The organism is Pseudonocardia hierapolitana, assembly GCF_007994075.1.
GTDB lineage: Bacteria > Actinomycetota > Actinomycetes > Mycobacteriales > Pseudonocardiaceae > Pseudonocardia > Pseudonocardia hierapolitana.
This window is the reverse complement of sequence record NZ_VIWU01000001.1, coordinates 2,697,386-2,722,533: the sequence shown is the minus strand read 5'-3', so window position 1 is coordinate 2,722,533 and position 25,148 is coordinate 2,697,386. Positions and strand designations below refer to the sequence as shown.

Below are 25,148 nucleotides of genomic sequence, written 5' to 3'. Positions count from 1 at the left end.
CGTCAGTACTCGTACGGGTCCGGCGGGGCCGGGACGACCGTCGCCGCCGTCACCGTCAGCGTCGGGACCAGGCCGGTCGGCGCGGTGGCGCTGCCCTCCTGCAGCACGCCCTGCACCTGCAACCAGGTGTCGGTGGCGTGGTCGTCCAGGTTCCCGACCAGCCGGACGCGGTTGGGGCGCGCGTCGGCGGCACAGCAGGCGATCGTCAGCCGGGCGAGCTCGACGGCCGCGCCGCGACGCACCACGAACCCCGTGAGCACGACCTCCCGCCCGGCGAGGGATCCGGTGCTGTCCCACACCGCGCGCTGCACGAACTCGGCGACCGGGAGCTCGGCCGGATCGTCGGGCGGCAAAGGCCCGAACACGTCCGACGCCTGCACCGTGGCGTTGCCCGCGCCGGCGCGGCCCACGGCGTCGGCGCCCAGCGCGGGCGGGGCCACCAGCGCGATCACGAGGACGGGTGCGAGCAGCAGCCATGGCGTGTGGCCGCCGTGCTCGTGGGGCGGGGGACCGGCGCGGTCGCGCAGCAACCCCGTGACCGCGAGCACCACGATGACGGCGCCCGCGGCGAGCAGCAGCCACCGGTGGGACGGGCGGACGTAGCGCAGGTAGGTGTCGTCGGCAGCGATCCGCAGCAGCGCGCCGCCGAGGAGCACGAGCAGGACGTGCTGGGTGTCGCGCCTCACAGCAGCACCAGCCCGGAACCGACGGCGCACAGCACGGCGACCGCGAACGTCAGCGGCGCGAAGCGCGCGGCGAACGCACGGCCGAACGTGCCCGACTGCAGCGCGATCAGCTTGACGTCGACGGCGGGGCCCACGACGAGGAACACGAGCCGGGGCAGCAGCGGGAGCATCGTGAAAGAGGCGGCCACGAACGCGTCGGCCTCGCTGCACAGGGCGAGCACGACGGCGAGCAGGGCCATGACCAGCACCGCGAGCACCAGTTGCCCGGCGAGCGACTCCGTCCACGCGGGTGGCACGAGCACCGACAGCGCCGCCGCGGCGGCCGCGCCGACCACGAGGAACCCGCCCGCGGAGACGAGGTCGTGGCGCGCGGTCTCGGCGAGCACGGCCCAGCGCCCGCCGTCCGACGCGGGTGGCACGGCCCGGCGCACGATCCACTCGGCCTTCCCGAAGCGCTGCCACAGCCAACCGGTCACGCAGGCGGTGGCGAGCGAGCCGACGGCCCGTGCCAGCACCATGCGCGGCTCGCCGGGGAACGCGACGGCGGTGGCCACCAGCACGACGGGGTTGATCGCCGGGGCGGCGAGCAGGAAGGTCAGCGCCGCGGCGTCCGGCACGCCTTGGCCCATCAGCCGCCGCGCCACCGGCACCGACGCGCACTCGCAGCCGGGAAGCACGAGCCCGGCGGCGCCGGCCACCGGGACGGCCGCGGCCGGCCGCGAAGGCAGCAGCCTGCGCAGCGCCGCGGGCGAGACGAACGCCGCGATCGCCCCGGAGAGCAGGACCCCGAGCACGAGGAACGGCAGGGCCTGCACGCAGACCGCGACGAACACCGTGGCCGCGGTCTGCAGCACGGGCACCGAGAGCGCGTCGACGAGCAGTGGCCGCGCCAGGATCGCGACCAGCAGCACCGCGCAGAACACGTGCATCGACGTGACGCGGGAGCCGATAGCGACGGTCACGGGAGGGGATGGTGCCAGCGCGCCCGACCCCCGTGGGCCGGATCGCCACTATCGGGATACTGCTCGGAGCAATCTCGGATCAATGTGTGGGGACGCGGTCCAGGAGTCGCTGCAGCGCGGCGTTGAACGCGTCCGGACGTTCCAGGTTCGGCATGTGCGCCGCGCCGTCCACGACCACCAGCTCCGCGCCCGGAACGCCGTCGGCGATGACGCGCGCGTCAGTGACCGGGGTGAAGGCGTCCTCGCTGCCGACGACCACGACCGTCGGCACCGTGACCGTTTCCAGGCCGGCGCGCCGGTCCGGGCGGTCGGCGCGGGCACGCTGAGCGGCCGCGGCGCCGGCGGGGTCCGTCGACCGCATCATCGCGAGCACGTGCCGGGCCACCTCCGGCGGCGCGTCCGGCGAGACCATCAGGTAGAGGTTCTCGACGGCGTACGGGTCCATGCCCTCGCGCAGCAGACGCTGTGCCTGCGCGATCCGTGCCGCCCGCGATTCGACGCTCTCGCCGGCCGCCGTCGTGTCCGCGATCAGCAGGCCGGCCACCCGGCCGGGGTGCCGCGCCCAGAGCTCGAGTGCGATCTGCCCGCCCATGGACAGGCCCGCGACCACGGCGCGGGGCACCCGCAGGCCGTCCAGGAGCGCGGCGAGGTCGTCGACGAACGCGGGCCACTCGGGCACCGCTCCGCCGCTGGCGCCGTAGCCGCGCAGGTCGGGCACGATCACCCGGCGGTCCGCGCCGAAGTGGCGCAACTGCGGCTCCCACATCGACCGGTCGAACGGGTGGCCGTGCACCAGGAGCAACGGGATGTCGCCGTCCGGTCCGACGTCCTCGTACGCGAGAACGGTCCGTTCCAGTGCGATGGTGCGCATCCCCTGCTCCTCTCGGTTTGACCGCTCCGAGTCTGGTCGGTACAAAGCGCGTAAGGCAATGCATCTCAGGCGCGACAATGAACTCGGAGCAATCGTGGACGATTACCGGGCACTGGCCGATGCCGTGGGCGCGGACATCGCCGCAGGACGGCTCCGCGCAGGCGACCGGCTCCCCACACAGCGGCGGTTCGCGCGTGACCGCGGCATCGCGGTCTCCACGGCGTCTCGCGTCTACGGGGAGCTGTCGCGCCGCGGGCTCGTCACCGGCGAGGTGGGCCGCGGCACGTTCGTGAGGGCCGCGCCGCTGCAAACCGGCCCCGCGCTCGCGGAGCACCGCTCGGGCATCGTCGACCTCGAGATGAGCTTCCCGATCCTCGACGGGCAGGCCGCGCTGATGGCGCCCGCGCTGTCCGGGCTGTTGCGGCCCGACGGGCTGCGAGCCGGGCTGTCCCCGGGCAGCGCCGCCGGGACGGAGGCGGCCCGAAGGGCGGCCGCCGACCTCCTCGCCTGCGAGGGCTGGACACCACGCCCGGACCAGCTGCTGTTCGCCGGCAACGGGCGGCAGGCCATCGCGGCGGCGATCGGCGCGCTGGTCCCCGTCGGCGGGCGGCTCGGCGTCGAGGCGCTCACCTACCCGGTGACGCGCACGATCGCCGCGCGGCTCGGAGTCGAGGTGGTGCCACTCGCGGTGGACGCCGAGGGGCTGCAGCCCGACGCGGTGCGTGCGGCCGGCCGGCTCGACGCCGTGTTCGTGCAGCCGACGATGCACAACCCCCTCGGCGTGACCATGCCCGTGGCGCGCAGGCGGGAGCTGGCCGATGTGCTCGTCGAGCACGACGTCCCGGCGGTCGAGGACCGCGTCTACTCCTTCCTCCGCGACGACCCGCCACCCCTCGCGGCGTTCGCGCCGGAGCACACGGTCGTCGTGGACAGCCTGTCCAAGCGGGTCGCGTCCGGTTGCACGCTCGGGTTCCTCGTGCCCCCGATGGCCCGCCACCAGCGGGTGCGCGCGGCGATCCGCGCAGGCGGGTGGCTGGCCCCGAGCTTCGCCGTCGAGGCCGCCACCCGGTGGATCACCGAGGGCGTGGTGGCGGAGATCCAGCTGGCGAAGCGTGTGGACGCGGCCGAGCGCCAGGCGATGGTGGCCGAGCGGCTGGCCGGGTTCGCGGTGCGCGCCGACCCGGCGTCCTACCACTGCTGGTGGGAGCTGCCGCCGCCGTGGCGGGCGGAGACGTTCGTCGCGGCGGCCGCGCGCCGGGGGATCGCGGTGACGCCCGCCGCGTCGTACGCGGCGGGGGCAGGCCACGCGCCGAGCGCGGTGCGCCTGGCGCTGGCCACGCCCGCGCTCGACACGCTCGCCACCGCCCTCGACGTCCTCGCCGGGCTGGGTCGGGGCGCTCCCGGCGACGACGGCACGGAGTAGAACTGCGCCCGTGCTGATCGTGCGGGGTGCCGAGCTGGTGTGGACGGGGAGCGCCGAGCTGCCGGGCGGTGAGATCGCTTGCGGACCCGACGGGAAGGTCGCCGCCGGCCCCGTCGACGGTGAGGTGCTCGACGCGTCGGGGTGCGTGGTGACACCCGGCCTCGTGAACGCCCACCACCACCTGCTGCAGACCGCGTTCCGGACGCTGCCCGGGACCCGCGGCGTGCCGATGCGTGACTGGCTGCCCCGGATGGCCGCCGCCTACGCGGCCGTGGGCGTCGACGACGAGCTGGCGCACGCCGCCGCGGCGGCCGGGCTGGCGGAGGCGCTGCTGTGCGGCGTGACGACGGTGGCCGACCACCACCTCACCTGGCCCGCCGGCACCGGCGACGGGGTGGGTATCGCCCGCGCGGTCGCCGCGGCCGCCTGCGAGCTGGGCGCGCGGCTGGTGTTCGTCCGCGGCAGCGCGCGCGACGACCCGCAGGAGGCCGCGGCCTCCGCGGACGCGATCGCGGCGGCGCTCGGCGGTGACCCGTCCGGGATGGTGCAGGTCGCGGTCGGACCGGCCGGCGTGCACAGCGACGGGGAGGAGACGTTCGCGCTGCTCGGCGAGGTCGCACGCCGGCACGGCCTGCGCCGCCGGACGCAGGCGAACGAGCAGGTCGACGTCGAGGTCGCGGCGCAGCGCTACGGCCGCCGCCCCCTCGACCTGCTGGACGAGTGGGGCTGGCTCGCCCCGGACGTCACGATCGCGCACCTGTGCGACGTCACCGGGGAGGAGATCGCCAAGGTCGCGGCGGCGGGAGTGACCGCCACCCACGCTCCCGGTTGTGACGTGCCGATGGGGTGGGGCGTGGCCCCGATGGCCGCGCTGGCCGATGCCGGCGTCCCGGTCGGGCTCGGCACCAGCGGCGGCGGCAGCAACGACGCGGGCCACCTCCTCGCCGACGCCCGCCTGGCGATGCAGGTGGCCCCGCTCGCCGGCCGCCCCGTGACCGCTCGCGAGGTCCTGACCTGGGCGACCGCAGGCTCGGCCACCGGGCTGGGCCGCCCGGAGCTGGGCCGCCTCGACCCGGGCTGCGCGGCCGACCTCGCCTGCTGGGACGTCACCGGCGTCGCCGACGCGGGCGTCGCCGACCCGCTCGCCGGGCTGCTGTGGGCCGCCCCGGGCAGGCGGCCCAGGCACGTCGTCGTGGGCGGCCGGGTGGTCGTGCGGGACGGGGAGCTCGTGGGCCGGTCGGAGCGGGAGGTGGCGGACGCCCTCCGCGTCCTCCTCGCCCACCGCCCAGCTCCCGGCGCTTGAACCGACGCAATCGGACGTGAGTCGCATCCCGGGCAGCTCATATCCCGGATGGGCCGAGAAGTTCCCGGACACGCCGTGGGTAGGACCCGGTGCGCTCGACGATCGCGGTCATCCGGGCTCCGCGGCTGTCGGCGGGGCCTGCTGGCGGCGCCGCGCATTGTGCGGGGCCGCCCCTCCCAGCTCAAGGGCGCCTTCGGCGTCGCTGCGCGATCGCTTCGCGACCCTTGACCTGCGAGCCTCTGCGGCCCCTCGGGCATGCGGTGCGGGCAGGCCGGGGGCCTGCCCGATGGGGCGCGCGGCGCCGCCAGCAGGCCGGTCCCACAGGTACGTGATGGGGGTCTCCGCGTTGGTCGCGCACCTGGTGTGCGCTCGCGCGCCCCGTGTCGGGCCACGCGCCCGGTCGACGGGGTGCGTGGGCGGAGAACGGGTGCGTGAGCGGCGCAGATCGTTCCGATCAGCACATCGCGGGCTCGGCGGAGACCTGATGTACTCCTCGGGCCGATCACCAGGGCCCTCGCCCCCGCCGACAGCCACTTCACACACCCATTGGCCACTTCACACAAGGCCGGCCTTGTGTGAAGTCCGTACTGGGTGTGTGAAGTCGGCTGTTGGCGGCGCTGCGCGCGGCATGATCGGCTGTTCGGTGGGTTCTCGTGTCGTTTTCGGCCGTTTTCGCGCCGGAGCCTCGATCTTGGCCGTGGGACCGCCTTCGGTGGCGCCGCGCGCCCTCCGGGCAGGCCCCTGGCCTGCCCGCGTAGTGCTGCCCGGAGGGGTCGCAGAGGCTCGGAGGTCAAGGGTCGCGCAGCGATCGCGGAGCGACGCCGTAGGCGCCCTTGAGCTCTGAGGGGCGGCCCCGCAGAATGCGCGGCGCCACCGAAGGCCTTGCGGAAGGCGCCACCGAAGGACCTGGCCGAGGGGCGCCAGCGAACGCCCAGCGACAAGGGCACGCGGCGCCACCGTTCCGACCGCCCACGAGTTGCCGAGATCACCTGGATGAAGCCGGCAATCACGGCTCAGGGCAGGACCGGGAAGTGCCGCCACCCCCCGCCGTCCCGGACGAAGCGGGTCTTGGTCGACGGGGAGGTCTCGGTGCCCGCCTGCCAGAAGTCGACGCGGTGGGGTTCGAGCCGGATCGTCGTCCAGGTCGGCGGTGCCTCGTGGGAGGCCGGGTCGGCGGCCGCCGCGTCGAACGCCTTCTCGACGGCGCCGGGCGGCACGGCGTAGTGGGGTGGTTCGAGCTGCGGGAGGAGGGCTTGGTAAGCCCAGGCGATGAGCTGCAGCTGCCGGGCCTGGGTGCGGAAGCCGGCACGCGAGGTCTCGGCGTCGAGCTCGGCGGCGCGCCCCTCCAGCACCACCTGCCGCTCGTGCGCGGGCCAGTAGAAGACCGCGGAGGCGCGCGGGTTGGCGGCGAGGTCGCGGGTCTTCGTCGTCGGCGTGGAGGAGTGGAAGCGCACTCCCGCCGAATCGATCTCGGTGACGAGCACGCTGCGGGCGTGCGGGACGCCGTCGGCATCGGCCGTCGCGAAGGTCATCGTCCGGTGGTCGGCCGCGGCCATCCACCGGGCCAGCACGACGAGGGGGTCGCCGGAGAGCTGCTCAGGCATCGGGTGCTCCCGAGTGCACCAGTACGATGACGCACGTCTCCGGCCCGACCTGGCGGAACCGGTGATCCACGTGTCCAGGGTAGGTGATCGAGTCCCGGGCCTGCAGCGTGCTGAACCGGCTGGTGCCGTCCTCGCGGAGCTCGACCTCCACCGTGCCGCGGGCGACGTAGAGCAGCTCGCGGCGCCCGTGCCGGAAGAACTCGCCGAACTCCTGCGGGGAGCCGACGAACTCGGTGACGTCCGCGCCACCCGGGTCGTGGAGCAGCAGCCGGGCGCCGCCCGCCCCGATCTCGACGAGTGCGGCGTCGTCCCCGCGCACGGCCTCGCCGGGCGGCGGGCCCGCGGCCCGGCCGAGAAGCGCCTGCTGGGTGGTGCCGAGTGCGGTGGCGATCCGGAACAGTGAGCGCATGGACGGACGGGTGCGCCCGAGCTCCAGCTGCGACAGGAACGGCTGGGACAGCCCGGCCTCCGCCGCGACCTGTGCGAGGGTCATCCCGCGGTCGTGGCGCGCGGTCCGGATCGCCCGGCCGAGGCGGACGTCCGCCGCGCGCTCGGCCCCGCTCGCGGTCGGCACGGATTTCACGCGGCCGCGCGAACGCGGCAACGTCGCTGAAACATGGGCTCCCTAGCGTCGGTCAATGTTGACTACATCAATAAACTGCAGGTAGACAGCCGGTCAAGGAGGAAGCTATCGACGAGGAACGGGCCCGCCCGATCGGGGCGCCGGATGATCCGGCGCAGCTTTCCGGCGTGCAGCTGCGCTCCGTGCGCGGTGTCCGGCTGCTCGACGGCACGGTCACCGACCTGCACGTGGTGGACGGTCGGATCACGCCGGACCCGGTGCAGGTGAGCGACCCGGGTGTGGACCTCGACGCCACCGGCTGGCGCGTCCTGCCCTCCGCGGTGGAGCCGCACGCCCACCTCGACAAGGCACTCACGGCACACCGCATCGACCCCGACGCCGGCAACGACCTCCCCGCCGCGATCGCGCAGTGGCGGGCGCTCGTGGCCGGGATCGACGGCGCCGACATCGCCGAGCGGGCCCTGCAGGCCGTGCGGAGGTACGTCGCGAACGGGATCACCACGATCCGTACGCACGTCGACGTCCCGAGCTCCGGCGACCCGATGCGCGGGGTCGACGCCCTGGTCGCCCTCCGCGAGCGGCTGCGCGGCCGGGTCACGCTGCAGGTCTGCATGCTCGCCGGGCACCAGACCCCGACCGCTGTGCTGGCGGATGTCGCCGCCCGCGGGGTCGACGTCATCGGCGGCTGCCCGCACATCGCCCCCGACCCGCGGGCCGAGACCGCCCGCATGCTCGACCTCGCCGAGCGGCTCGACCTGCCGGTGGACCTGCACGCCGACGAGCAGACGAGCCTCCCCCCGGCGGACGCGGGCCTCGACATCGTCGACCTCGCCGAGCAGGTGATCGCCCGCGGGCTGCAGCAGCGGGTCACCGCGAGCCACTGCGTGCGCCTGGGCATGCTGCCGCCGGAGCGCCTTGCGCGGGTGCTCGAGCTCGCCGCCCGGGCCGGCCTCGGCATCGTCACGCTGCCGATCACGAACCTGTACCTGCAGGGCCGGGACGCCACGCATGCGGCGCCGCGCGGCATCGCCGCCGTGCGGCAGATCCTCGACGCAGGCATCCCGCTCGCCGCGGGCGCCGACAACCTGCGCGACCCGTTCAACCCGGCCGGCCGCGCCGACCCGTTCGAGACCACGTCGCTGCTGATGACCGCAGCGCACCTGCGCCCGGTGGAGGCGCTCGCCGCCGTCACGACCGGCGCCCGCACCGTGCTGGGCCTGCCACCGGCCGGCGGCGCACCCGGTGCCGCCGCCGACCTCGTGCTCGTCCCGGACGTCGATCTGGGTGACGTGCTGGCCGGCGCGGTCGGCGCGCGGGTGGTGGTGGCGGCCGGGCGCGTGCTCGCCGACACCCGCGTGGCCCGCGCGCTCGACCTGCCCACCGCGGCGGCCCCGGATCTTGCCCCCCGACCGCTCACCGAGGTGAGGTGACGAGCGTGACCACCGATATCGCCGAGCGCACGCGCACGCTGGCGCTCGAACGGGTGACGAAACGGTTCCCGACGGGCACCGTCGCGCTCACCGACGTGAGCCTGTCGATCGACGCGGGCGAGTTCGTCACCGTCGTTGGACCGTCCGGCTGCGGCAAGTCCACCCTGCTGCGGCTCGCGTCGGGGCTGGAGACCACCACGAGCGGCACGATCGAGGTGTCCGCGCGCGCCACCAGCTACGTCTTCCAGGACGCGACGCTCCTGGAGTGGCGCAGCGCCCTGCGCAATGTGGAGCTGGTCGGGGAGCTGCGCAGCGTGCCGCGCGAGGAGCGGCGGGAGCGCGCCCGGGCCGCGCTCGACCTCGTCGGTCTCTCCGGGTTCGAGGGCCAGCACCCGCGGCAGCTCTCGGGCGGAATGCGGATGCGCGTGTCGCTGGCACGCGCGCTGGTCGCGGAGCCGGACCTCGCCCTCTTCGACGAGCCGTTCGGCGCGCTCGACGAGATCACCCGCCTCCAGATGCAGACCGAGCTGCAGCGGATCTTCCGGCACGAACGGTTCGCGGGCCTGTTCATCACGCACTCGGTCTCGGAGGCGGTCTACCTGTCCACGCGCGTGCTGGTGATGAGCGGGCGACCGGGCCGGATCGTGGCGGAGATACCGATCCCGTGGGACTACCCGCGTCCGCCCGAGCTGCGGTACTCGGCCGAGTTCGGCGAGATCACCGGCCGCGTCTCCACGGCGCTGGGGGAGCACTCATGACCACGGTGGAGACCCGGGTCGACGCGCCCGCCCCGCAGGCGGCACCACCGCGTTCGGTCGCGCGTTCGGCCCTGCGCAGCTCCGTCCCGATCATCGGTGCGCTCGCCGGGTTCGTGGCGCTCTGGTACGCGGTCACCTACCTGCTGCTGCCGGCGAAGCAACGGTTGCTGTTGCCGCCCCCGCACGAGGTGTACGGCGGGGCGTTCTCCAACCCGCAGCTGATGGGCCCGATGATGGAGGCGCTGGCCCGCAGCTTCGCGGTGGCGCTCGTCGGCCTCGCGATCGCGGTGGTGCTCGGCATCTCCTACGCCGTGGTGATGTCGCAGTGGGCGTGGGCGGAGAAGGTGCTCTACCCGTACGCGGTGATCCTCCAGACGATCCCCATCCTCGCGCTGGTGCCGCTGATCGGGATCTGGCTCGGGTACTCCTTCCTCGCGAGGGTGGCGGTCTGTGTGATCATCGCGCTGTTCCCGATGGTCGCCAACACGCTGTTCGGGTTGCAGTCGGCCAGTGCCGCCGCGCACGACCTGTTCACCCTGAACAAGGCCACCCGGTGGCAGCGGCTCATGAAGCTGCAGTTCCCCGCGGCGGTGCCGTCGATCTTCACCGGGCTCCGCAACGCGGCGGGCCTCTCGGTGATCGGGGCGATCGTCGGCGACTACTTCTTCCAGCAGGGCGCGCCCGGCATCGGGGGCCTGCTGCGCGTCTACACCCAGCGCCTGCAGATGGAGGCGCTGCTCACCTCCGTCACGCTCACCGCGCTCTTCGGCGTCGTGATCTTCACCATCTTCGCCGTGCTCGACCGGGCCGTCGTCGGCCGCTGGTACGGCCGAGTCGCCCGCTGACCCCGCCCACCACTGGAGCTCCCCATGATCCGCAGATCCGGCCCACTCGCCGCGACGGCCCTCGCCGCCGCGCTCGTCCTCTCCGCGTGCGGCGGCGGTGGGGAGGAGGTGGGCGGCCCCGCGACGCCGGCCGCCCCCGCCGCGGAGGCGGGTGGCCCGCTCGACCTCAGCGGGGCCTGCCCGGCCACGGTGGTGCTGCAGCAGGACTGGCAGCCCGAGGCGGAGCACGGCTCGATGTACTCGCTCGTCGGCCCCGACTACACGATCGACACGAGCGCCAAGTCGGTCACCGGCTCGCTCGTCGCGCAGGGCGTGGACACCGGCGTGGACGTCGAGGTGCGGCCGGGCGGGCCGAACGTCGGGTTCCAGCCGGTGCCGGCGCTGATGTACCTGGACGAGTCGATCACGCTCGGCGCGGTCAACAGCGACACGGCGATCGCGGCGGCGGCCGACCAGCCGACCGTCGCCGTCGCCTCGCAGATGACCGTGAGCCCGCAGATCCTCATGTGGGACCCGGAGAGCCACGCGGGGATGACCACGATCCGCGAGGTCGCGGCCACCGGCGCGGCGGTGGTCACCTCCGGGGACATCGTCCCGGCGCTGCTGGCGGGCAAGGGCATCATCCAGCCGGGGCAGATCGACACGAGCTACGAGGGCACGCCCGCGCGGTTCGTGTCCGACCCGACGATCCTGCAGCAGGGTTTCGCGACGGCCGAGCCGTACGTCTACCAGAACGAGATCGCGGAGTGGGGCCGTCCGGTCGGCTACGAGCCGCTCGCGAACTACGGCTACTCGATCTATCCCGAGCCGGTCGCGGTGCGCGCCGACAGGCTCGAGGAGCTGCGGCCGTGCCTGCAGAAACTGGTGCCGATCATGCAGCGGTCCCAGATCGACTACCTCGCGAACCCCGGCCCGACCAACCGCCTCATCGTGGAGCTCGTCGAGGCGTACCAAACCGGGTGGAGCTACACGGCGGGCGTCGCGGAGTTCTCCGCGAAGGCGCAGCTGGAGCAGGGCTTCGTGAAGAACGACCCGGCGTCGGGGGTGTTCGGGCAGTTCGACCCGGCCCGCATGCAGGAGATCGTCTCGACGTTCGGGCCCATCCTGCAGGCCCAGGGCACGATCACCTCGGTTCCGGACGCGGCGAGCCTCTACACCAACGAGTTCATCGACCCGAGCATCAAGATGGAGGGCCCGTGAACGTCGCGGAGCGCACCGCGGCGGCCGTCGCCGAGATCGAGCGTCTCGGCGCCGGCACCGTCTCCGCCGATCCGGCGCTGATCCTGAAGGTCTCCTCGGACTGGTCGCGCATGTCGCCCGTGCTGCAGGAGAAGGTGCCGCCCGGGCGCTACCTCGCCGACGCCGTCGTGCGGCCGACGCGGCCGGAGCACGTGCCGCAGCTGCTGCAGGTGGCCTTCGAGCACGAGGTGCCGGTCACGCCGCGCGGTGCGGGCACCGGCAACTACGGGCAGGCCACGCCCTTCGACGGCGGCATCCTGCTCGACCTGCGCGGGCTGGACACGATCACCGTGAACCCCGGCGGCACGATCACCGCGGGCGCGGGCGCCCGGCTCACCGCGATCGACACGGTCGGCCGCGCGGCCGGGCTCGACATCTGGATGTACCCGTCCACGAAGACCTCCACGATCGGCGGTTTCATCGGTGGCGGCAGCGCGGGCACCGGCACGATCGAGCACCGGACCACGAGCGACGGATTCGTCGTCTCCGCGCTGGTCGCGCCCATGGACGGCAGCGGCACGATGCGCCGGGTCACCGGCGAGGAGCTCACGCCCTACATCCACACCTACGGCGTCACCGGAATCCTGGTCGACGTCGAGATCCGCACCGACCCGGCGCGCGACTGGGTGGCCGTCTACGGGAGCTTCGGCTCGTACGCCGACCTGGTGGCCGTGCACCGAACACTGCTGGACCTGCCGCAGCTGCCGCGGCTGGCCTCGGCCGACGAGCCCGCGCTGGTGCCGACGCTGACGGCGCCGATGGAGCTCGACCCCACCCGGTACAGCCTGCGCGTGATCGCCGAGGCGTCCACGGCGGACGAGGTGGCCGCCCGGATGGCGGCGGGCGGCGAACACGTCGCCACGCTCACCGACTACGCCGAGACCGACCGCCTCTCGGGCATGTCCTACAACCACCCGGTCTGGTTCTTCCAACGCGGCAACCGGCGCCGCACGTACTTCCACATGGAGTCGGGCGGCACGCCGCTCTGGGACGACCCCGACGCCGTCCGCGAGGTGTACGAGGGGCCCGTCCACTTCCACCTGGAGCTGTTCGGCCACGGGCCGGGCGCCATGATCGTCGCCGAGTACCGGGGGGAGGAGGCCGTGCTCGCCGGCATCCCGAAGCTGGAGGCGCTCGGCGTGGGCGTCCACTCCCCGCACCAGTGGTACGTGGACCGCAACGTCGAGAGGGCCATCGAGACCGCGCGGGTGACCGACCCGAAGGGCCTGCTCAATCCGGGCAAGCTCACGGCCGCTCCGCCCGTCGACTCGCGTGTGAACATCGGGGTGCGCTGATGGTGCCGCGGTTCGTCGACCTCACGGCGCCGCAGATCGCGGCGCTCGCGCCGGACACCGTTGCGGTGCTCCCGCTCGGGGCGATCGAGCAGCACGGCCCGCACCTGCCGGTCTCCACCGACTACGTCGCGGCCACGGAGGCGGCCGAGGCGGCGGTGCGCGTCGTCGCGGAGGCCGGCAGCGCGCCCGTCGTGCTGCTGCCCGGGCTCGCGTACACGAAGTCCGACGAACACCACTGGGCTGCGGGCACGATCTGGCTGTCCTGGGACACGCTGATGCGCACCCTCGTGGACATCGGCCGGTCGCTCTCGACGTCGGGTATCACCCGGCTGCTGTTCGTCAACGGGCACGGGGGCAACTCCGCGCTCGGCCAGGTGGCGTGCCGGGAGATCCGGATCAAGTTCGGGCTGCGCACGTTCTTCGCGCACCTGTCGGTGCCCGCCGACCAGGGTGGGCGCACGTCGGCGGCGAACGAACACGGGATGGGCGTGCACGGCGGCCACGGCGAGACGTCGCTGATGCTGCACCTGCGCCCCGAGCTCGTGCACATGGAGCACGCGCGGCGCAACGTGCCGGAGGGGCTGCTGGACTACGAGCACATCGGGTTCGGCAAGCCGGTGTCGTTCGGCTGGACCAGCGCCGATTTCGGGCCCGACGGTCACGTCGGCGACCCCACCGGCGCCACCGCCGAGCACGGGAAGGCGATCTTCGAGGCGGCGGTCGGCAGGCTCGCCGAGGTGATCGTCGAGGCCCACCGCTTCACCACCCCGGCCTGACGTCGGCTCGGCCCGGAGAGGGGACGATGACGCGGTGCTGACACGACAGGAATGTGCGGCGACGGTGCTGGGCGGGCCGACAACGGTGCTCGACCTCGGCGGCCTTCGCATGGTCGTCGACCCGACCTTCGACGCCCCGGGTCCGCACGGTTATCTCACCAAGACCGCCGGGCCCGCCGTCCAGGAAGAGGCGCTCGGACCGGTCGACGTGGTACTGGTCAGCCACGCCGCCCACCCCGACAACCTCGACGACCGCGGCCGGGCGTTCGCCGTCGCCGCACCGTTGGTGCTCACGTGCCCGTCCGCCGCGGCGGAGCTGGGTCCGCGGGCCATCGGATTGCGCCCGTGGACGTCGCACACGGTGCGCGCGGGCGACGGCGGGGACGTCACGATCACGGCCGTACCCGCGGTCCACGGCCCGGAAGACGCGCCCCGCGACGAGAACGGCAACGTCAACTGCGAGGTGACCGGATTCCTCGTCTCCGGCCCCGAGCTTCCCACGGTCTACGTCAGCGGCGACAACGCTTCGATCCGGGTCGTCGCCGAGGTGGCGCGCAGATTCCCGCGCATCGATGCAGCCGTGCTCTTCGCCGGCGCGGCCCGCGTGGCGGAGAAGTTCGGTGGGCGTCCGCTCACCCTGGATGCCGTACGCGCAGCCGCGGCCGCAGCGATCCTGAACACACCGATCGTCGTGCCCGCGCACTATGACGGTTGGGCCCACTTCTCCGAGACCGAGACGGACATCGCGGAGGCCTTCGAGCAGGCGGGCTACTCGTCCGCTCTACGGCTCGTCGACCACGGCAGCTGGATTCCGCTGACCGGCTCGAGCCGATGAGAACCTGATGGGCGACGAGCCGGTCCAGCGTCGCACAGTCCGCTGGGAACAGCCTTCGGTTCCTGCATGACGACGGTCAGAGGGCACGGCTCGACCGACCGGCGCTCAGCTCGATGACCGCAGGGTCGTTGGGGTGTGGGGTGAGCGGAACGGTCTCGATGTCGAGCCATGGGCTGAGGGGGAGCGTCCCGAGGATCGCCTGAAGCTCGCCGGCGCTGTCGGCTTGCCAGAGGCCGAGCGCGCGCCCGTGGCCGGGCAGTCCCCACAGCCGGACGAGATACCCCTGGGCGGCCAGCTCTCGGGCGCTGCGTGCCTCGGCTGCTTGCGCCTCGTCGATGCTCTGAGGCTCGACGGTGTCGGGGACGTCGAGGGCGAAGGTGGTGAGGAACTCCATCGCTGCACCACGTCGAGCGGGTGGCGTCGGCGGGTCGTTCGGGTGTGGCGAGAGCGGGGTGACCTCGTCATCGCGCCAGATCCGGAGCGGCATCGAGGCGAGCACCTCCTCCAGCCGGTCCCCGTCGTCCGCGGCGAAGAGCCCGAGGGAGCGCCACTCGCCGGGCTCGAGCGGTGGACGCCACAGCCGGATCAGGTGTCCGCCTGCAGCGAGCTCGCGGGACCGGGCCGCTTCCCGGCCCCGGACGTCGTCGACCTCCTCCTCCGGCACCCCTCGGGGTACGTGGGTCGTCATCGTGACGAGGTACTGCATGTCGTCCACCTCCGGCCGGTCATCCGGTTCGGCCCGACTGTCCTGGCTGCGGAGCGCGCTCCGCACCAGGGGGACCCACTGGTCCTTGCCGGGCCAGGGCACGTCGGACCGCAGGCGGGACCGGGTGCACGCTGTGACGTGACGGCACCGCGATCTGCGTGCACTCAGACCCGACTCGCGGTTGTGGGCGGGCTACCGTTGCGCCGTGCCCATGATCCGTCCCTACCGGCCTGAGGATCGCGCCGCGGTCGCCGAGATCTGCGTGCTCACCGGTGATGCGGGAGGCGACTCGCGCGAGAGGTGGCCGGACCCGGACCTCCTGCCGAGCATCTTCGCCCTGCCCTACGTCGACCACGAACCGGAGCTCGCGTTCGTGCTGGACGACGGCGGACGGGCCGTCGGGTACGTGCTCGGCACGGCAGACACCCCGGCCTTCGTGAAGTGGTTCCGGGAGCAGTGGCTGCCGCCGTTGGCGCGGCGTTACCCGCCCCCGCCGGACCCGCCCGCCACCCAGCTGGAGTGGCTGGCCGGCCTGCTGCACAACCCGGAGCGGATGCTCGTGGCGGAGGTGGCCGACCACCCCGCCCACCTGCACATCGACCTGCTGCCCGGATACCAGGGCGCAGGGCACGGCCGGGCGATGATGACGGCGTTCCTGCAGGCGCTGGGCGGAATGGGGGTGCCGCGGGTGCACCTGCAGATGGACCCGGGCAACACCCGCGCGCGGGCCTTCTACGACAGGCTGGGGTTCTACGAGATCGCGGTCCCGGGCTTCCCCGACGGTGCCTTCCTCGGCCGGGACACCATCGCGCGCGGGGCGTGATCGGCCCCGGGAGGACGCCACCCCGCCCGCGCGGGGCGGGCGAGGCAGCGGGACGTGTCACCGTCGGCGCTGGTCGCGGTCGTCCTCGTCGACGTCGATCTCCGCCGGCGCGACGGTCGCACGTGGTGTGAGCCCGTCACCGGGTCGGGTGTTCTCCGGTCCGGGCGGCCCCCGGACCCGACGCGCTCCGCGAACCGGCGCGGAAGCCTTCGCCCGGGGTGTTCGTGGCCGTAACGTGCTCGCGTAGCCGTTGGGGATCGATCGGAGGTGCGGCCGGTGAGCGGTCGGGGGTGGGTGCTGTTCGCGGCGATGAGCATCCTCTGGGGGATCCCGTACCTGATGATCAAGGTGGCCGTGGAGGGCGTGTCCGTACCGGTGCTCGTGTTCGTGCGCACCGCGGTCGGGGCCGCCGTCCTGTTGCCGCTGGCGTTGCGCGCCGGCAGGCCGACGTGGCTGCGCGAGCGCTGGAAGCCGCTGCTCGCGTTCGCGACGATCGAGATCATGATTCCGTGGGGCCTGCTGTCGGACGCCGAGCGGCACATCACCAGCTCGATGACCGGGCTGCTCATTGCGGCCTCGCCGATCCTCGCGGTGCTGATCGGCCGCCTCACCGGCGACGCGGAACGGCTCGGGGCCGCGCGGTGGGTCGGGCTCGGCGTGGGGGTCGTGGGCGTGACCGTGCTCGCGGCGCCCGCGCTGGGTGAGGGGAGCCCGTGGGCGATCGTCGAGGTGCTGCTGGTCGCGCTCTGCTACGCGACCGCGCCGATCATCGCCGCGCGTCGGCTGTCCGACGTGCCCAGCCTCCCCATGACGGCCGTGTGCCTCGGCGGCGCCGCGCTCGTCTACGCCCCGCCTGCTGCACTGACCTGGCCGCAGACCCTGCCCGACGGCCGCGTGCTCGCCGCGCTCGCCGGTCTCGCCGTCCTGTGCACCGCGCTGGCGTTCCTCGTGTTCTTCGCGCTGATCCGCGAGGTGGGGCCGTCGCGGGCACTCGTGTTCACGTACGTGAACCCGGCCGTCGCGGTCACCGCGGGCGTCCTCGTGCTCGGCGAGCCGCTCACGCCCTCGATCCTCGTGGCGTTCGCGCTCATCCTCGCGGGTTCGGTGCTGGCCACCGCACCGCGGGCGCGGAAGACCGTCACACCCGTCGGGTCTCCCGAATGCCGATGACCGCGACCAGGCTGATCACCGCGACGACCACCATGTAGGCCGACACCGACAGCGACGTCCCCGTCGAGGTCTGGAGCGCGGTGGCGATCAGCGGCGCGAACCCGCCGCCGAGCACCGCGCCCACCGCGTAGGAGAACGAGGCACCGCTGTAGCGGTAGCGCGCATCGAACATCTCGGCGAAGAGCGCCGACTGCGGGCCGTACGAGGCGCCGAGCCCGATCGTCAGGACGATCACGGCGAGGATCATCAGCGCCGTCGACCGGGTGTCGATCAGCAGGAAGAACGGCACCGGCCACACGACGAGCAGCACCGAGCCGACGAGGTACACCGGCTTGCGCCCCACCCGGTCCGACCACTGTGCCGAGACCACGATGCTGACCAGCCACGAGACGCTGCCGATGATCACGACCAGGAGCATCGTCGTGCGGTCGACCTTCAACACGGACGTGCCGTAGGAGAGCAGGTAGGCGAGGAAGACGTAGCCGATCGCGGTGTTGGCGATGAAGCTGGCCGACGCCACCAGCAGCTCGCGGGGCCGCTCGCGCAGCACGTCGATCATCGGCACCCGGGCCCGGACGTTCTCCGCGCGCAGCGCCGTGAACACCGGGCTCTCCTCGATGCGCAGCCGGATGAACAGCCCGACGCCGACGAGCACGATGCTGAACAGGAACGGCAGCCGCCAGCCCCAGCTCGCGAACTGCTCGTCGTCGAGCGGCCCGAGGGCGACGAACACCAGCTGCGCGAGGATCAGCCCGGCCGGCACCCCGATCTGGGAGTACGAGCCGTACTTGCCCCGCTGGCCTTCAGGGGCGTGCTCGACGGCCATGAGCGCGGCCCCGCCCCACTCGCCGCCCGCGGACAGGCCCTGCAGGAGCCGCAGCACGAGCAGCAGCACCGGCGCGAGCAGGCCGATCTGGTCGTAGGTGGGCAACAGGCCCACCCCGACCGTGGCGAAGCCCATGAGCAGCAGCGACGCGATGAGCATCGCCTTGCGGCCGACCCGGTCGCCGAAGTGACCCCAGATGATGCCGCCGACCGGTCGGGCGAGGAAGCCGACGCCCAGCGTCGCGAACGCGGCGAGCGTGGCGGACGCCGGTTCCAGCGTGGAGAAGAACTGCGAGCCGAACACCAGCGCGGCCGCGGTGGAGTAGATGAAGTAGTCGTACCACTCGATCGTCGTGCCCACCGCGCTCGCGAGCGCGACCCGTCGCAGCTGGTCGGGGCGGGACCCCGTCTCCGCAGCAGCGACTTTCGACAGCGATGTCGGATCCGGCTCCACCGCGCCACCTCCTCGTGTGCTGCGCACACGATCTAGCGCGGGGACCCGGGCGTCAACCGGTTCAGGTCACCCGGCGACGGCCGATGGTTGCGGGCCCGCGGGTGCCGCCGCGATGATCGCGACCATGGGCGCCAGTGGCTCCTCCGGTGACCTCGACCAACTCCTGGCCGAACAGGTCGGCTACTACCGCGCTGTCGCCCCGGAGTACGAGCAGCACGCCCTGCCGTTCGACGGCGGCGAGGAGCTGGCCGCGGCGCTCGACGCGTTCCGGCCGAGCGGCAGCGTTCTCGAACTCGCCTGCGGCCCGGGCATCTGGACCGGTCAGCTCCTCCGGCACGCCAGGGACGTCACCGCCGTGGACGCGTCACCCGAGATGCTCGGGATCGCCTCGGCCCGGATCGGGAGCGAACGAGTGCGGTTCGTCGAGGCGAACATCTTCGACTGGGAACCGGATCGCCGGTACGACGTGGTCTTCTTCGGGTTCTGGCTCTCGCACGTGCCGCTGGAGCGGTTCGAGTCGTTCTGGTCGCTCGTCGCGGACTGCCTGAAACCGGGTGGCCGGGTGTTCTTCGTCGACGACGCGTACCGCACCCCCGACGAGCTCGTCGAGGGCGAGGCGTCCTCGACGATCCTCCGTCGCCTGAACGACGGGTCCGCGCACCGGGCCGTCAAGGTGCCCCACCGGGCGGACGAGCTCGAGGAACGGCTGGCCCGACTCGGGTGGCGGGTTCGGGTACGGCCTACGACGACCGGGCCGTTCTACTGGGGAGCCGGAAGCCCGGCACGACCCTCGTGATCATGGTGCGGCGCGGCCGGTCGCCGCGCCCGTGATCAGCGGTTCGGCGCAAACCGGGTCGAATCCGCCCGTTCTCGCCCCGACCTGCCAATCGCAGGCCGGCGATCACGACGCCGACGGCCCACGCGGGAAGCACGGACTTCACGATCGACAGCCGCAGCACTTGCCGGCAGGGGAACGGGCGCGACCGCCCCCGGGCCGGCCAGCAGCGAGACGGGCGGGCACCAGCGGCGATCAAGGGCGGATGGTCGCGATCGAAGATCGACAAGCGACCATCCGCCCTCGGTCAACACATCGGGCAGCCATGGGGAACATCACGGGGTCCCCGCTGTAGCGCTAGCCGGTCCAGCCGGGGCGCACGAGACCGCTCTCGTACGCGAGCACCACCACCTGCGCGCGGTCGCGCGCGGCCAGCTTGATCATGGCTCGGCTGACGTGCGTCTTCGCCGTCGCGGGGCTCACCACGAGCCGCTCGGCGATCTCGTCGTTCGACAGGCCGGCCGCCACCAGCGCCACCACCTCGCGCTCGCGCTCGGTGAGCTGGTCGAGCAGCGCGGCGATCTGCTTGGCCGGCTGAGGAGGTTTGGCCCGGGCCGCGAACTCCTCGATCAGCCGCCGGGTGACCACGGGGGAGAGCAGGGCGTCGCCGCCGTGCACCACGCGGATCGCGTGCACGAGCTCGACCGGCTCGATGTCCTTCACGAGGAAGCCGCTCGCGCCGTTGCGGATGGCGTCGAAGACGTAGGCGTCCTCGGCGAACGTCGTGAGCACGATGACCTTCACGCCCGACAGGCGCGGGTCGGCCACGATGTCCTTGGTGGCGTCGAGGCCGTTGCGGCCCGGCATGCGGATGTCCATCAGCACGACGTCGGGCTTGGTGTCGCGGGCCATCGTGACGGCGGCCGCGCCGTCCTCGGCCTCGCCGACCACCTCGATGTCCCGCTGGGCCTGCAGCAGTGCGCGGAACCCGGCCCGCACCAGCGCCTGATCGTCCACCAGCAGCACACCGATCACCGGTTGCCTCCCGTCGTGAGCAGGTGCGCGTCCACCCGGAACCCGCCGCCCGGGCGCGGGCCCGCCGTGAGCGTGCCACCGAGGGCGGCGGCGCGCTCACGCATTCCGGGGAGGCCGTCGCCGCCGTCGGAGCTCCCCGCCGGGCCGGTGCCGTCGTCGTCGATCCGCACGGTGATCCCGTCCTCGGTGTAGGTGAGCAGCACCGACGCCCGCGCGGGCCCCGCGTGCTTGCGGGTGTTGGTCAGTGCCTCCTGGATGATCCGGTACGCCGCCGTGTCGACGCTCGGCGGCAGCTCCCGGGGCTCGCCGCCGATCTCGACGGTGACCGGCAGCCCGGCCGCGCGGGTGGCCTGCACGAGCTCGTCCAGCCGGGCGAGCCCGGCCACCGGCTGGTGCGGCGGCTCCTCGTCCACGCCGCGCAGCACACCGAGGGTCGAGCGCATCTCGCGCAGGAGTTCCCGGCTCGACTGCTTGATCGCGGTGAGCGCCGACCGAGCCTGCTCCGGGTCGTCGTCCATCAGGTAGAGCGCCACCCCGGCCTGCACGTTGATGAGCGAGATGTGGTGGCCGAGCACGTCGTGCAGGTCACGCGCGATGCGCAGCCGCTCCTCGCTCCCGCGGCGGCGCTCGGCCTCGGCCGCCGCGGCCTTCGCCTGCTCGCGCCGCTCGCGCCGGGCCCGCCACAGCTCCGCGCCCGCGATGATCGCGGCGATCCACGCGAGCCACGCCGACGCTCCGGCGAGCGGGAACCCGGTGCCCGGGTTGCGCAGCACGTGTACCACCAGGACGCCGGCGAACGTCACGGCGGCGAGCGCGTAGCCGGCGCGCCGGTGCCCTTGCCCTACCGTGGTCCCGAGCGCCACGAACGCCGCGAGGGGCACCGGCCCGAACGGGTAGCCGGCGGCGAGGTAGATCAGCAGCGCAGCGGCGATTCCGGCGAACACCACGGGCGGGTTCCACCGGCGTGCGACGAGCGCCGCAGGCCCGGCGAGCAGCAGGATCCCGCCCAGCGGGTCGAGCAGGCGGGGCCCGGTGCCGAACCGCTGCGCGAACCCGGTGCCGACGACGGTGAACACGGCGACGGCGATCGGGAGCACGACGGTGGGCAGCACCCCGGCCCACCAGTTCGGACGCCGCTCGGTTCGCATGCTCGTGACGGTAGCCAGCCGGCGGCCGCGCCACGTCCGTCGGCGGGAGTGCCCTGCCGTACTGCGGGCGGCGTACGGACCAGCACGCCGAGACGAACGGAACAACGCACGAGTGCTGGAGCCTGAGCTCTGGGGCGCTGCTCGGAACGACCATCGGGCCGCGCGGCCGCTGGACGGGGTGGCGCATACCGTGCTCGTGTGGTCGAGGACGGGGCGGAGGTCGTCGCGCACGTCGTGCGCGGCGGGGTGGTGGAGTCCGTGCACCGGGGGCACCTGGTCGTGCTGGCGCCGGACGGATCGGTGCTGCTGCGGCGCGGTGAACCCGGCCGCACCTTCTTCCCTCGGTCCTCGCTCAAGCTCGTGCAGGCGGTCGCGATGCTGCGAAGCGGGCTCGGTCTCGACGGCGAGCTGCTCGCCCTCGCCTGCGCCAGCCACTCCGGCGAACCGGACCACCTGGCCGGCGTGCGCCGCATCCTCGCCGGGGCCGGCCTCGACGAGGCGGACCTGAAGAACACCCCGGCCCTCCCGCTCGACGCCGAGGCCGCGACCGCGTGGGTGGTCGCCGGGAACAAGCCCGCGCGGCTCACCCAGAACTGCTCCGGCAAGCACGCCGCGATGCTCGCCACCTGCGTGGCGGCCGGCTGGGACCGGGAGACGTACCTCGAACCGACCCACCCCCTGCAGCGAGTGATACGGGAGACGGTGGCCGAGCTGACCGGCGACGGCCCGGCGCACGTCACCGTCGACGGTTGCGGCGCCCCGCTCTTCTCCTGCACGCCCACCGGCCTCGCCCGCGCCTTCGCGCGCATCGCCACCGCCCCTGCCGGAACGCCCGAGCACCGGGTCGCCACCGCGGTGCGCGCCCATCCGTGGTGGTTGGGCGGCACCGGGCGGTTCCCGACGCGCCTGATCGAGAGCGCGCCCGAGCTGATCGCGAAGGACGGCGCGGAAGGCGTGTTCGCGGCGGCCCTCCCCGACGGCGGCGCGCTCGCCGTGAAGATCGCGGACGGCTCACCGCGCCCGCTGCCCCCGGTGGTCACGGCGGCCCTCGAGTCGCTCGGCGTCGTCGGCCTGGGCGACGTCGGCAAGGTCGCGGTGCTGGGCCACGGCGAGCCGGTGGGCGAGGTCGAAGCGGTTCTCTGATCCGCCGTCCGTGCTCCTCGTCTCGCTTCGGCTAGGTGGGCGTCGGAGCACACCGGTTCGTGGGTGCAAGCGGGGCGATCAGTCGTGGGAGCGTGCCATCGCGCCCACCCGGTCCCGGGCGGCGGCCACCCGCGCCTCGGTCCAGGTGATGTCGGGGTCGGGCTCGAGGAAGGTGAGCGCGATGCCGGCCAGTGCGACGGCACGCACCGGCCAGCGCGCCGTCTCCCCGGTGCCGAAGGGGTCGGCCTCGATGTGCGCCTCGACGATGTCGGGGCTCGTGGGTGACATCAGCACCATTCCCCGGAAATGCGCGCTGACCAGGCTCGCGAGGGCCTCGAAGCCGGTGCCGAGCGCGGGGCGCAGCCGGAAGCCGAACAGCTCGGCCCACTCCTGCCACGCCGCGGCGATCCGGGTGGTGAAGCCCCGCTCGGACGCGGTCAACGCCGCCTGCACGTCCGCGCGGAGGTCCCCGTCCGGCAGGCTGAGGAACGTGGCGTGGAGGGCGAGGTAGGTCCGCCATTCCGCGGACCGGTGGACGACGGCGAAGTCCTGTTCGCGCCGGATCAGCTCGAGCAGCATCGAGCGACGTCCCTCCGGCGTCTCGAGCCGGTCGAGCCGCTCGGCCGCGACCCTGGCGAGGACGGCATGCCCGGTCTCCCGGCCGGCGACGGACGCGGGCGCCACGGCTCGGGCGAGCTCACGGAGCAGGTCGCTGAAGAACAGGTCCTTGTAGGGCCAGCGGCGGTACACGGCGCTGCGCGCGACCCCGGCGTCCCGGATCACCTCCTCGAGGCTGATGTGCTCGAGGCTCACGGTCAGACCGGCCGCATTCACCATGCCCACCGCGGTGTCGAGCATGCGCCGTTCGGTCTCGCGGTCGGACAACCGGCGCCGCCGGCGGGAGAGGCCCGTGGGTTCGGGAGCGGTCGGCACTGCAGTCTCCAAACTTGGGATACGATGTCTCAAGTCTCACGCGCTGTCGGTAGTCAACCAGAAGGAGCCCTGCCCGATGCGCCCGCTCGAAGCCTGTCTGCTCGCCGCCGTCGTACCCGCGTTCCTCGTCCTGGTTGCGCGGCTGCCGGGCCGGGCGCGCCACGTCCGTGCCCTCGCGCTCCTGCCGCTCCCGGTGCTCGCCGCGCAGGTGCTGGTCGAAGGAGCGCGCTGGCAGATGATCCCGGCGTACGTGCTGAGCGGGCTGCTCGCACTGGCCTTGCCCGCGCAGACCCGGGTGCGGGGCGGTCGGGCCGGCACCGGCGTGGCCGTGGGTCTGGGCGTCCTGGCACTGGTCGTGGCCATCGCCCTACCGCTGGCGGTGCCGGTGTTCCGGTTCCCGCACCCGACCGGCCCGTTCGCGGTCGGCACGCAGACCTACCACTGGGTGGACGCCGCCCGACCGGACGTCTTCACCACCGATCCGGACGACCGGCGCGAGCTCGTCGTGCAGGTCTGGTACCCGGCTGAGGACGACCCGTCGGCACCGCGAGCGCCGTATGTGGCCGACGGTCACGCGCTCGCGCCGTTGGCCCGCCTGATGCGGTTGCCGGGCTCCACCTTTGAGTACCTCGATCAGGTGAGGACCAACGCCGTCGCCGGTGCGCCGGTCGCCCGCGGGGACGTCCGCTACCCCGTGCTGCTCTTCTCGCACGGCCGTGGCGGCTACCGCCAGCACAACACGGCGCAGGTCGAGGAGCTCGTGTCCCACGGCTACGTGGTCGCGGCCATCGACCACCCGCACGCCGCGGCCGGCGTGGCCTTCCCGGACGGGCGGCAGGTCGACATGGATCCCCGAATGCTCGACCGCGCCTTCATCGACAGCGTCATTCCGTTCCTCGCACAGGACGCGGTGTTCACGCTGGACCGGCTCACCGACCTCGACCGCTCTGACGACGTCCTGGCCGGACGGCTTGACCTGGACCGCGTGGGCATGTTCGGGGTGTCGCTCGGCGGCGCCGTCACCGGCGAAACCTGCAAGGTCGAGCCCCGCGTGCGGGCCTGCCTGCCCATCGACGTGTTCCTGCCCGCCGACGTGGTGGAGCAGGGCCTGCGCCAGCCGGTGATGTGGATCAGCCGCGACGCCGGGACCATGCGGCGCGAAGGCTGGAGCGAGTCGGACGTGGAGGAGACGCACCGCACCATGCGGGCGGTCTTCGACCGGCTGCCCGGTGCCGGCTACATCGTGCTGGTGCCCGGGATGTACCACGCCGACTTCTCCGACTTCCCGCTCTTCTCGCCGTGGCTCGCGAAGCCGCTCGGCCTCAGCGGCGCCCTCGACCCGCACCGGGCGCGCGTCATCCCCGACGCCTACGCGCTCGCCTTCTTCGACAGGCACCTGAAGGGGCTGCCCGCCCCGCTCCTCGACGCCCCGTCTGCGCAGTACCCGGAGGTGCTCTTCGAGCGTCGGGCCGATCCGGGCCGCACGAACGGCCCGCTCGTCCGATAGAGCGGTACGAACGGACCGT

At 73.4% G+C, this 25,148-nt stretch carries 24 protein-coding genes; 14 read left to right on the top strand and 10 right to left on the bottom strand.

Translation table 11 applies throughout. The features are described 5' to 3' along the window. Window positions 1-2: 2 nt before the first annotated feature. From FHX44_RS12935 to FHX44_RS12925, 3 genes are all read right to left on the bottom strand, one after another. On the bottom strand, window positions 3-686 hold the full coding sequence (locus FHX44_RS12935) for a TIGR03943 family putative permease subunit (protein ID WP_147256026.1): 684 nt from the start codon (window positions 684-686) through the stop codon (window positions 3-5). Continuing rightward, complete coding sequence (locus FHX44_RS12930; protein ID WP_147261139.1) at window positions 683-1,615, bottom strand: permease; 933 nt, start codon at window positions 1,613-1,615, stop codon at window positions 683-685. Before FHX44_RS12930 ends, FHX44_RS12935 begins: the two co-directional genes overlap by 4 nt. A 112-nt stretch (window positions 1,616-1,727) precedes the next feature. Further along, the gene (locus FHX44_RS12925; protein ID WP_147256025.1) at window positions 1,728-2,519 is read right to left on the bottom strand and encodes an alpha/beta fold hydrolase; all 792 of its coding nucleotides are present in this window, start codon (window positions 2,517-2,519) and stop codon (window positions 1,728-1,730) included. Between the two features lie 94 nt (window positions 2,520-2,613). On the opposite strand from FHX44_RS12925, the gene FHX44_RS12920 reads away from it, so the two are divergent. Together FHX44_RS12920 and FHX44_RS12915 are read left to right on the top strand one after the other, a co-directional pair. Beyond that, window positions 2,614-3,942, top strand: a complete 1,329-nt coding sequence (locus FHX44_RS12920; RefSeq protein WP_147256024.1) for an aminotransferase-like domain-containing protein — start codon at window positions 2,614-2,616, stop codon at window positions 3,940-3,942. 10 nt (window positions 3,943-3,952) lie between these two features. Next, a complete protein-coding gene (locus FHX44_RS12915) occupies window positions 3,953-5,245 on the top strand; it encodes an amidohydrolase family protein (RefSeq protein ID WP_246170346.1) in 1,293 nt (430 codons plus the stop codon). Between the two features lie 1,013 nt (window positions 5,246-6,258). Here FHX44_RS12915 and FHX44_RS12910 read toward each other — a convergent pair. Together FHX44_RS12910 and FHX44_RS12905 are read right to left on the bottom strand one after the other, a co-directional pair. Then, complete coding sequence (locus tag FHX44_RS12910) at window positions 6,259-6,849, bottom strand: pyridoxine/pyridoxamine 5'-phosphate oxidase (protein WP_147256023.1); 591 nt, start codon at window positions 6,847-6,849, stop codon at window positions 6,259-6,261. Then, entirely contained in the window at window positions 6,842-7,423 is a 582-nt protein-coding gene (locus FHX44_RS12905) for a helix-turn-helix domain-containing protein (RefSeq protein ID WP_246170345.1), read from the bottom strand. Before FHX44_RS12905 ends, FHX44_RS12910 begins: the two co-directional genes overlap by 8 nt. 176 nt (window positions 7,424-7,599) lie before the next feature. Here FHX44_RS12905 and FHX44_RS12900 point away from each other — a divergent pair, with 176 nt between their 5' ends. From FHX44_RS12900 to FHX44_RS12870, 7 genes are read left to right on the top strand one after another with little or no spacing between them, the layout of a single operon-like run. Beyond that, window positions 7,600-8,862 (top strand): amidohydrolase family protein, encoded by a 1,263-nt coding sequence (locus tag FHX44_RS12900; protein WP_212612445.1) that lies wholly within the window; start codon window positions 7,600-7,602, stop codon window positions 8,860-8,862. Between the two features lie 5 nt (window positions 8,863-8,867). After that, window positions 8,868-9,620, top strand: a complete 753-nt coding sequence (locus tag FHX44_RS12895; RefSeq protein ID WP_246170344.1) for an ABC transporter ATP-binding protein — start codon at window positions 8,868-8,870, stop codon at window positions 9,618-9,620. Continuing rightward, window positions 9,617-10,465, top strand: coding sequence for an ABC transporter permease (locus tag FHX44_RS12890; RefSeq protein WP_147256021.1), 849 nt, complete (start codon window positions 9,617-9,619; stop codon window positions 10,463-10,465). The genes FHX44_RS12895 and FHX44_RS12890 overlap by 4 nt, the downstream gene beginning before the upstream one ends. A gap of 24 nt (window positions 10,466-10,489) precedes the next feature. Next, window positions 10,490-11,665: a hypothetical protein gene (locus FHX44_RS12885; RefSeq protein ID WP_147256020.1), complete on the top strand. Its 1,176-nt coding sequence runs from the start codon at window positions 10,490-10,492 to the stop codon at window positions 11,663-11,665. Next, on the top strand, window positions 11,662-12,999 hold the full coding sequence (locus FHX44_RS12880; RefSeq protein WP_147256019.1) for an FAD-binding oxidoreductase: 1,338 nt from the start codon (window positions 11,662-11,664) through the stop codon (window positions 12,997-12,999). Before FHX44_RS12885 ends, FHX44_RS12880 begins: the two co-directional genes overlap by 4 nt. Further along, complete coding sequence (locus FHX44_RS12875) at window positions 12,999-13,775, top strand: creatininase family protein (RefSeq protein ID WP_147256018.1); 777 nt, start codon at window positions 12,999-13,001, stop codon at window positions 13,773-13,775. The genes FHX44_RS12880 and FHX44_RS12875 overlap by 1 nt, the downstream gene beginning before the upstream one ends. Before the next feature lie 34 nt (window positions 13,776-13,809). Next, a complete protein-coding gene (locus FHX44_RS12870) occupies window positions 13,810-14,610 on the top strand; it encodes an MBL fold metallo-hydrolase (RefSeq protein WP_246170343.1) in 801 nt (266 codons plus the stop codon). A gap of 76 nt (window positions 14,611-14,686) precedes the next feature. Here FHX44_RS12870 and FHX44_RS12865 read toward each other — a convergent pair whose 3' ends face one another. Continuing rightward, window positions 14,687-15,316, bottom strand: coding sequence for a muconolactone Delta-isomerase family protein (locus FHX44_RS12865; RefSeq protein WP_147256017.1), 630 nt, complete (start codon window positions 15,314-15,316; stop codon window positions 14,687-14,689). Window positions 15,317-15,527: 211 nt separating this feature from the next. On the opposite strand from FHX44_RS12865, the gene FHX44_RS12860 reads away from it, so the two are divergent. Further along, complete coding sequence (locus FHX44_RS12860; protein WP_147261134.1) at window positions 15,528-16,139, top strand: GNAT family N-acetyltransferase; 612 nt, start codon at window positions 15,528-15,530, stop codon at window positions 16,137-16,139. 276 nt (window positions 16,140-16,415) lie between these two features. Continuing rightward, a complete protein-coding gene (locus tag FHX44_RS12855) occupies window positions 16,416-17,309 on the top strand; it encodes a DMT family transporter (protein WP_147256016.1) in 894 nt (297 codons plus the stop codon). Here FHX44_RS12855 and FHX44_RS12850 read toward each other — a convergent pair. After that, window positions 17,278-18,567 carry an MFS transporter gene (locus FHX44_RS12850; protein WP_147261133.1) on the bottom strand — a complete coding sequence of 430 codons (1,290 nt, stop codon included), beginning with the start codon at window positions 18,565-18,567 and terminating at the stop codon, window positions 17,278-17,280. The two genes, FHX44_RS12855 and FHX44_RS12850, sit on opposite strands and share 32 nt — an antisense overlap. A gap of 145 nt (window positions 18,568-18,712) precedes the next feature. On the opposite strand from FHX44_RS12850, the gene FHX44_RS12845 reads away from it, so the two are divergent. Next, window positions 18,713-19,384 (top strand): class I SAM-dependent methyltransferase, encoded by a 672-nt coding sequence (locus tag FHX44_RS12845; protein ID WP_147256015.1) that lies wholly within the window; start codon window positions 18,713-18,715, stop codon window positions 19,382-19,384. Window positions 19,385-19,720: 336 nt separating this feature from the next. Here the strand turns inward: FHX44_RS12845 and FHX44_RS12840 are convergent, their stop codons facing one another. Together FHX44_RS12840 and FHX44_RS12835 are read right to left on the bottom strand one after the other, a co-directional pair. After that, window positions 19,721-20,398, bottom strand: coding sequence for a response regulator transcription factor (locus tag FHX44_RS12840; RefSeq protein WP_147256014.1), 678 nt, complete (start codon window positions 20,396-20,398; stop codon window positions 19,721-19,723). Further along, window positions 20,395-21,546, bottom strand: coding sequence for a sensor histidine kinase (locus FHX44_RS12835; RefSeq protein ID WP_147256013.1), 1,152 nt, complete (start codon window positions 21,544-21,546; stop codon window positions 20,395-20,397). Before FHX44_RS12835 ends, FHX44_RS12840 begins: the two co-directional genes overlap by 4 nt. 198 nt (window positions 21,547-21,744) lie before the next feature. Here FHX44_RS12835 and FHX44_RS12830 point away from each other — a divergent pair, with 198 nt between their 5' ends. Then, on the top strand, window positions 21,745-22,689 hold the full coding sequence (locus FHX44_RS12830; RefSeq protein WP_147256012.1) for an asparaginase: 945 nt from the start codon (window positions 21,745-21,747) through the stop codon (window positions 22,687-22,689). 78 nt (window positions 22,690-22,767) lie between these two features. Here FHX44_RS12830 and FHX44_RS12825 read toward each other — a convergent pair whose 3' ends face one another. Continuing rightward, window positions 22,768-23,622, bottom strand: coding sequence for a TetR/AcrR family transcriptional regulator (locus FHX44_RS12825; protein ID WP_212612442.1), 855 nt, complete (start codon window positions 23,620-23,622; stop codon window positions 22,768-22,770). Window positions 23,623-23,698: 76 nt separating this feature from the next. On the opposite strand from FHX44_RS12825, the gene FHX44_RS12820 reads away from it, so the two are divergent. After that, window positions 23,699-25,129 carry an alpha/beta hydrolase family protein gene (locus FHX44_RS12820; protein ID WP_170308890.1) on the top strand — a complete coding sequence of 477 codons (1,431 nt, stop codon included), beginning with the start codon at window positions 23,699-23,701 and terminating at the stop codon, window positions 25,127-25,129. Window positions 25,130-25,148: the final 19 nt, after the last annotated feature.

Excerpts from the sequence above, each read along its gene's own strand:
- FHX44_RS12930 (WP_147261139.1), bottom strand. The coding sequence starts at position 1,615 with ATGCACGTGTTCTGCGCGGTGCTGCTGGTCGCGATCCTGGCGCGGCCA.
- FHX44_RS12925 (WP_147256025.1), bottom strand. The coding sequence starts at position 2,519 with ATGCGCACCATCGCACTGGAACGGACCGTTCTCGCGTACGAGGACGTC.
- FHX44_RS12910 (WP_147256023.1), bottom strand. The coding sequence starts at position 6,849 with ATGCCTGAGCAGCTCTCCGGCGACCCCCTCGTCGTGCTGGCCCGGTGG.
- FHX44_RS12890 (WP_147256021.1), top strand. The coding sequence starts at position 9,617 with ATGACCACGGTGGAGACCCGGGTCGACGCGCCCGCCCCGCAGGCGGCA.
- FHX44_RS12885 (WP_147256020.1), top strand. The coding sequence starts at position 10,490 with ATGATCCGCAGATCCGGCCCACTCGCCGCGACGGCCCTCGCCGCCGCG.
- FHX44_RS12875 (WP_147256018.1), top strand. The coding sequence starts at position 12,999 with ATGGTGCCGCGGTTCGTCGACCTCACGGCGCCGCAGATCGCGGCGCTC.
- FHX44_RS12865 (WP_147256017.1), bottom strand. The coding sequence starts at position 15,316 with ATGCAGTACCTCGTCACGATGACGACCCACGTACCCCGAGGGGTGCCG.
- FHX44_RS12860 (WP_147261134.1), top strand. The coding sequence starts at position 15,528 with ATGATCCGTCCCTACCGGCCTGAGGATCGCGCCGCGGTCGCCGAGATC.
- FHX44_RS12845 (WP_147256015.1), top strand. The coding sequence starts at position 18,713 with ATGGGCGCCAGTGGCTCCTCCGGTGACCTCGACCAACTCCTGGCCGAA.
- FHX44_RS12835 (WP_147256013.1), bottom strand. The coding sequence starts at position 21,546 with ATGCGAACCGAGCGGCGTCCGAACTGGTGGGCCGGGGTGCTGCCCACC.
- FHX44_RS12820 (WP_170308890.1), top strand. The coding sequence starts at position 23,699 with ATGCGCCCGCTCGAAGCCTGTCTGCTCGCCGCCGTCGTACCCGCGTTC.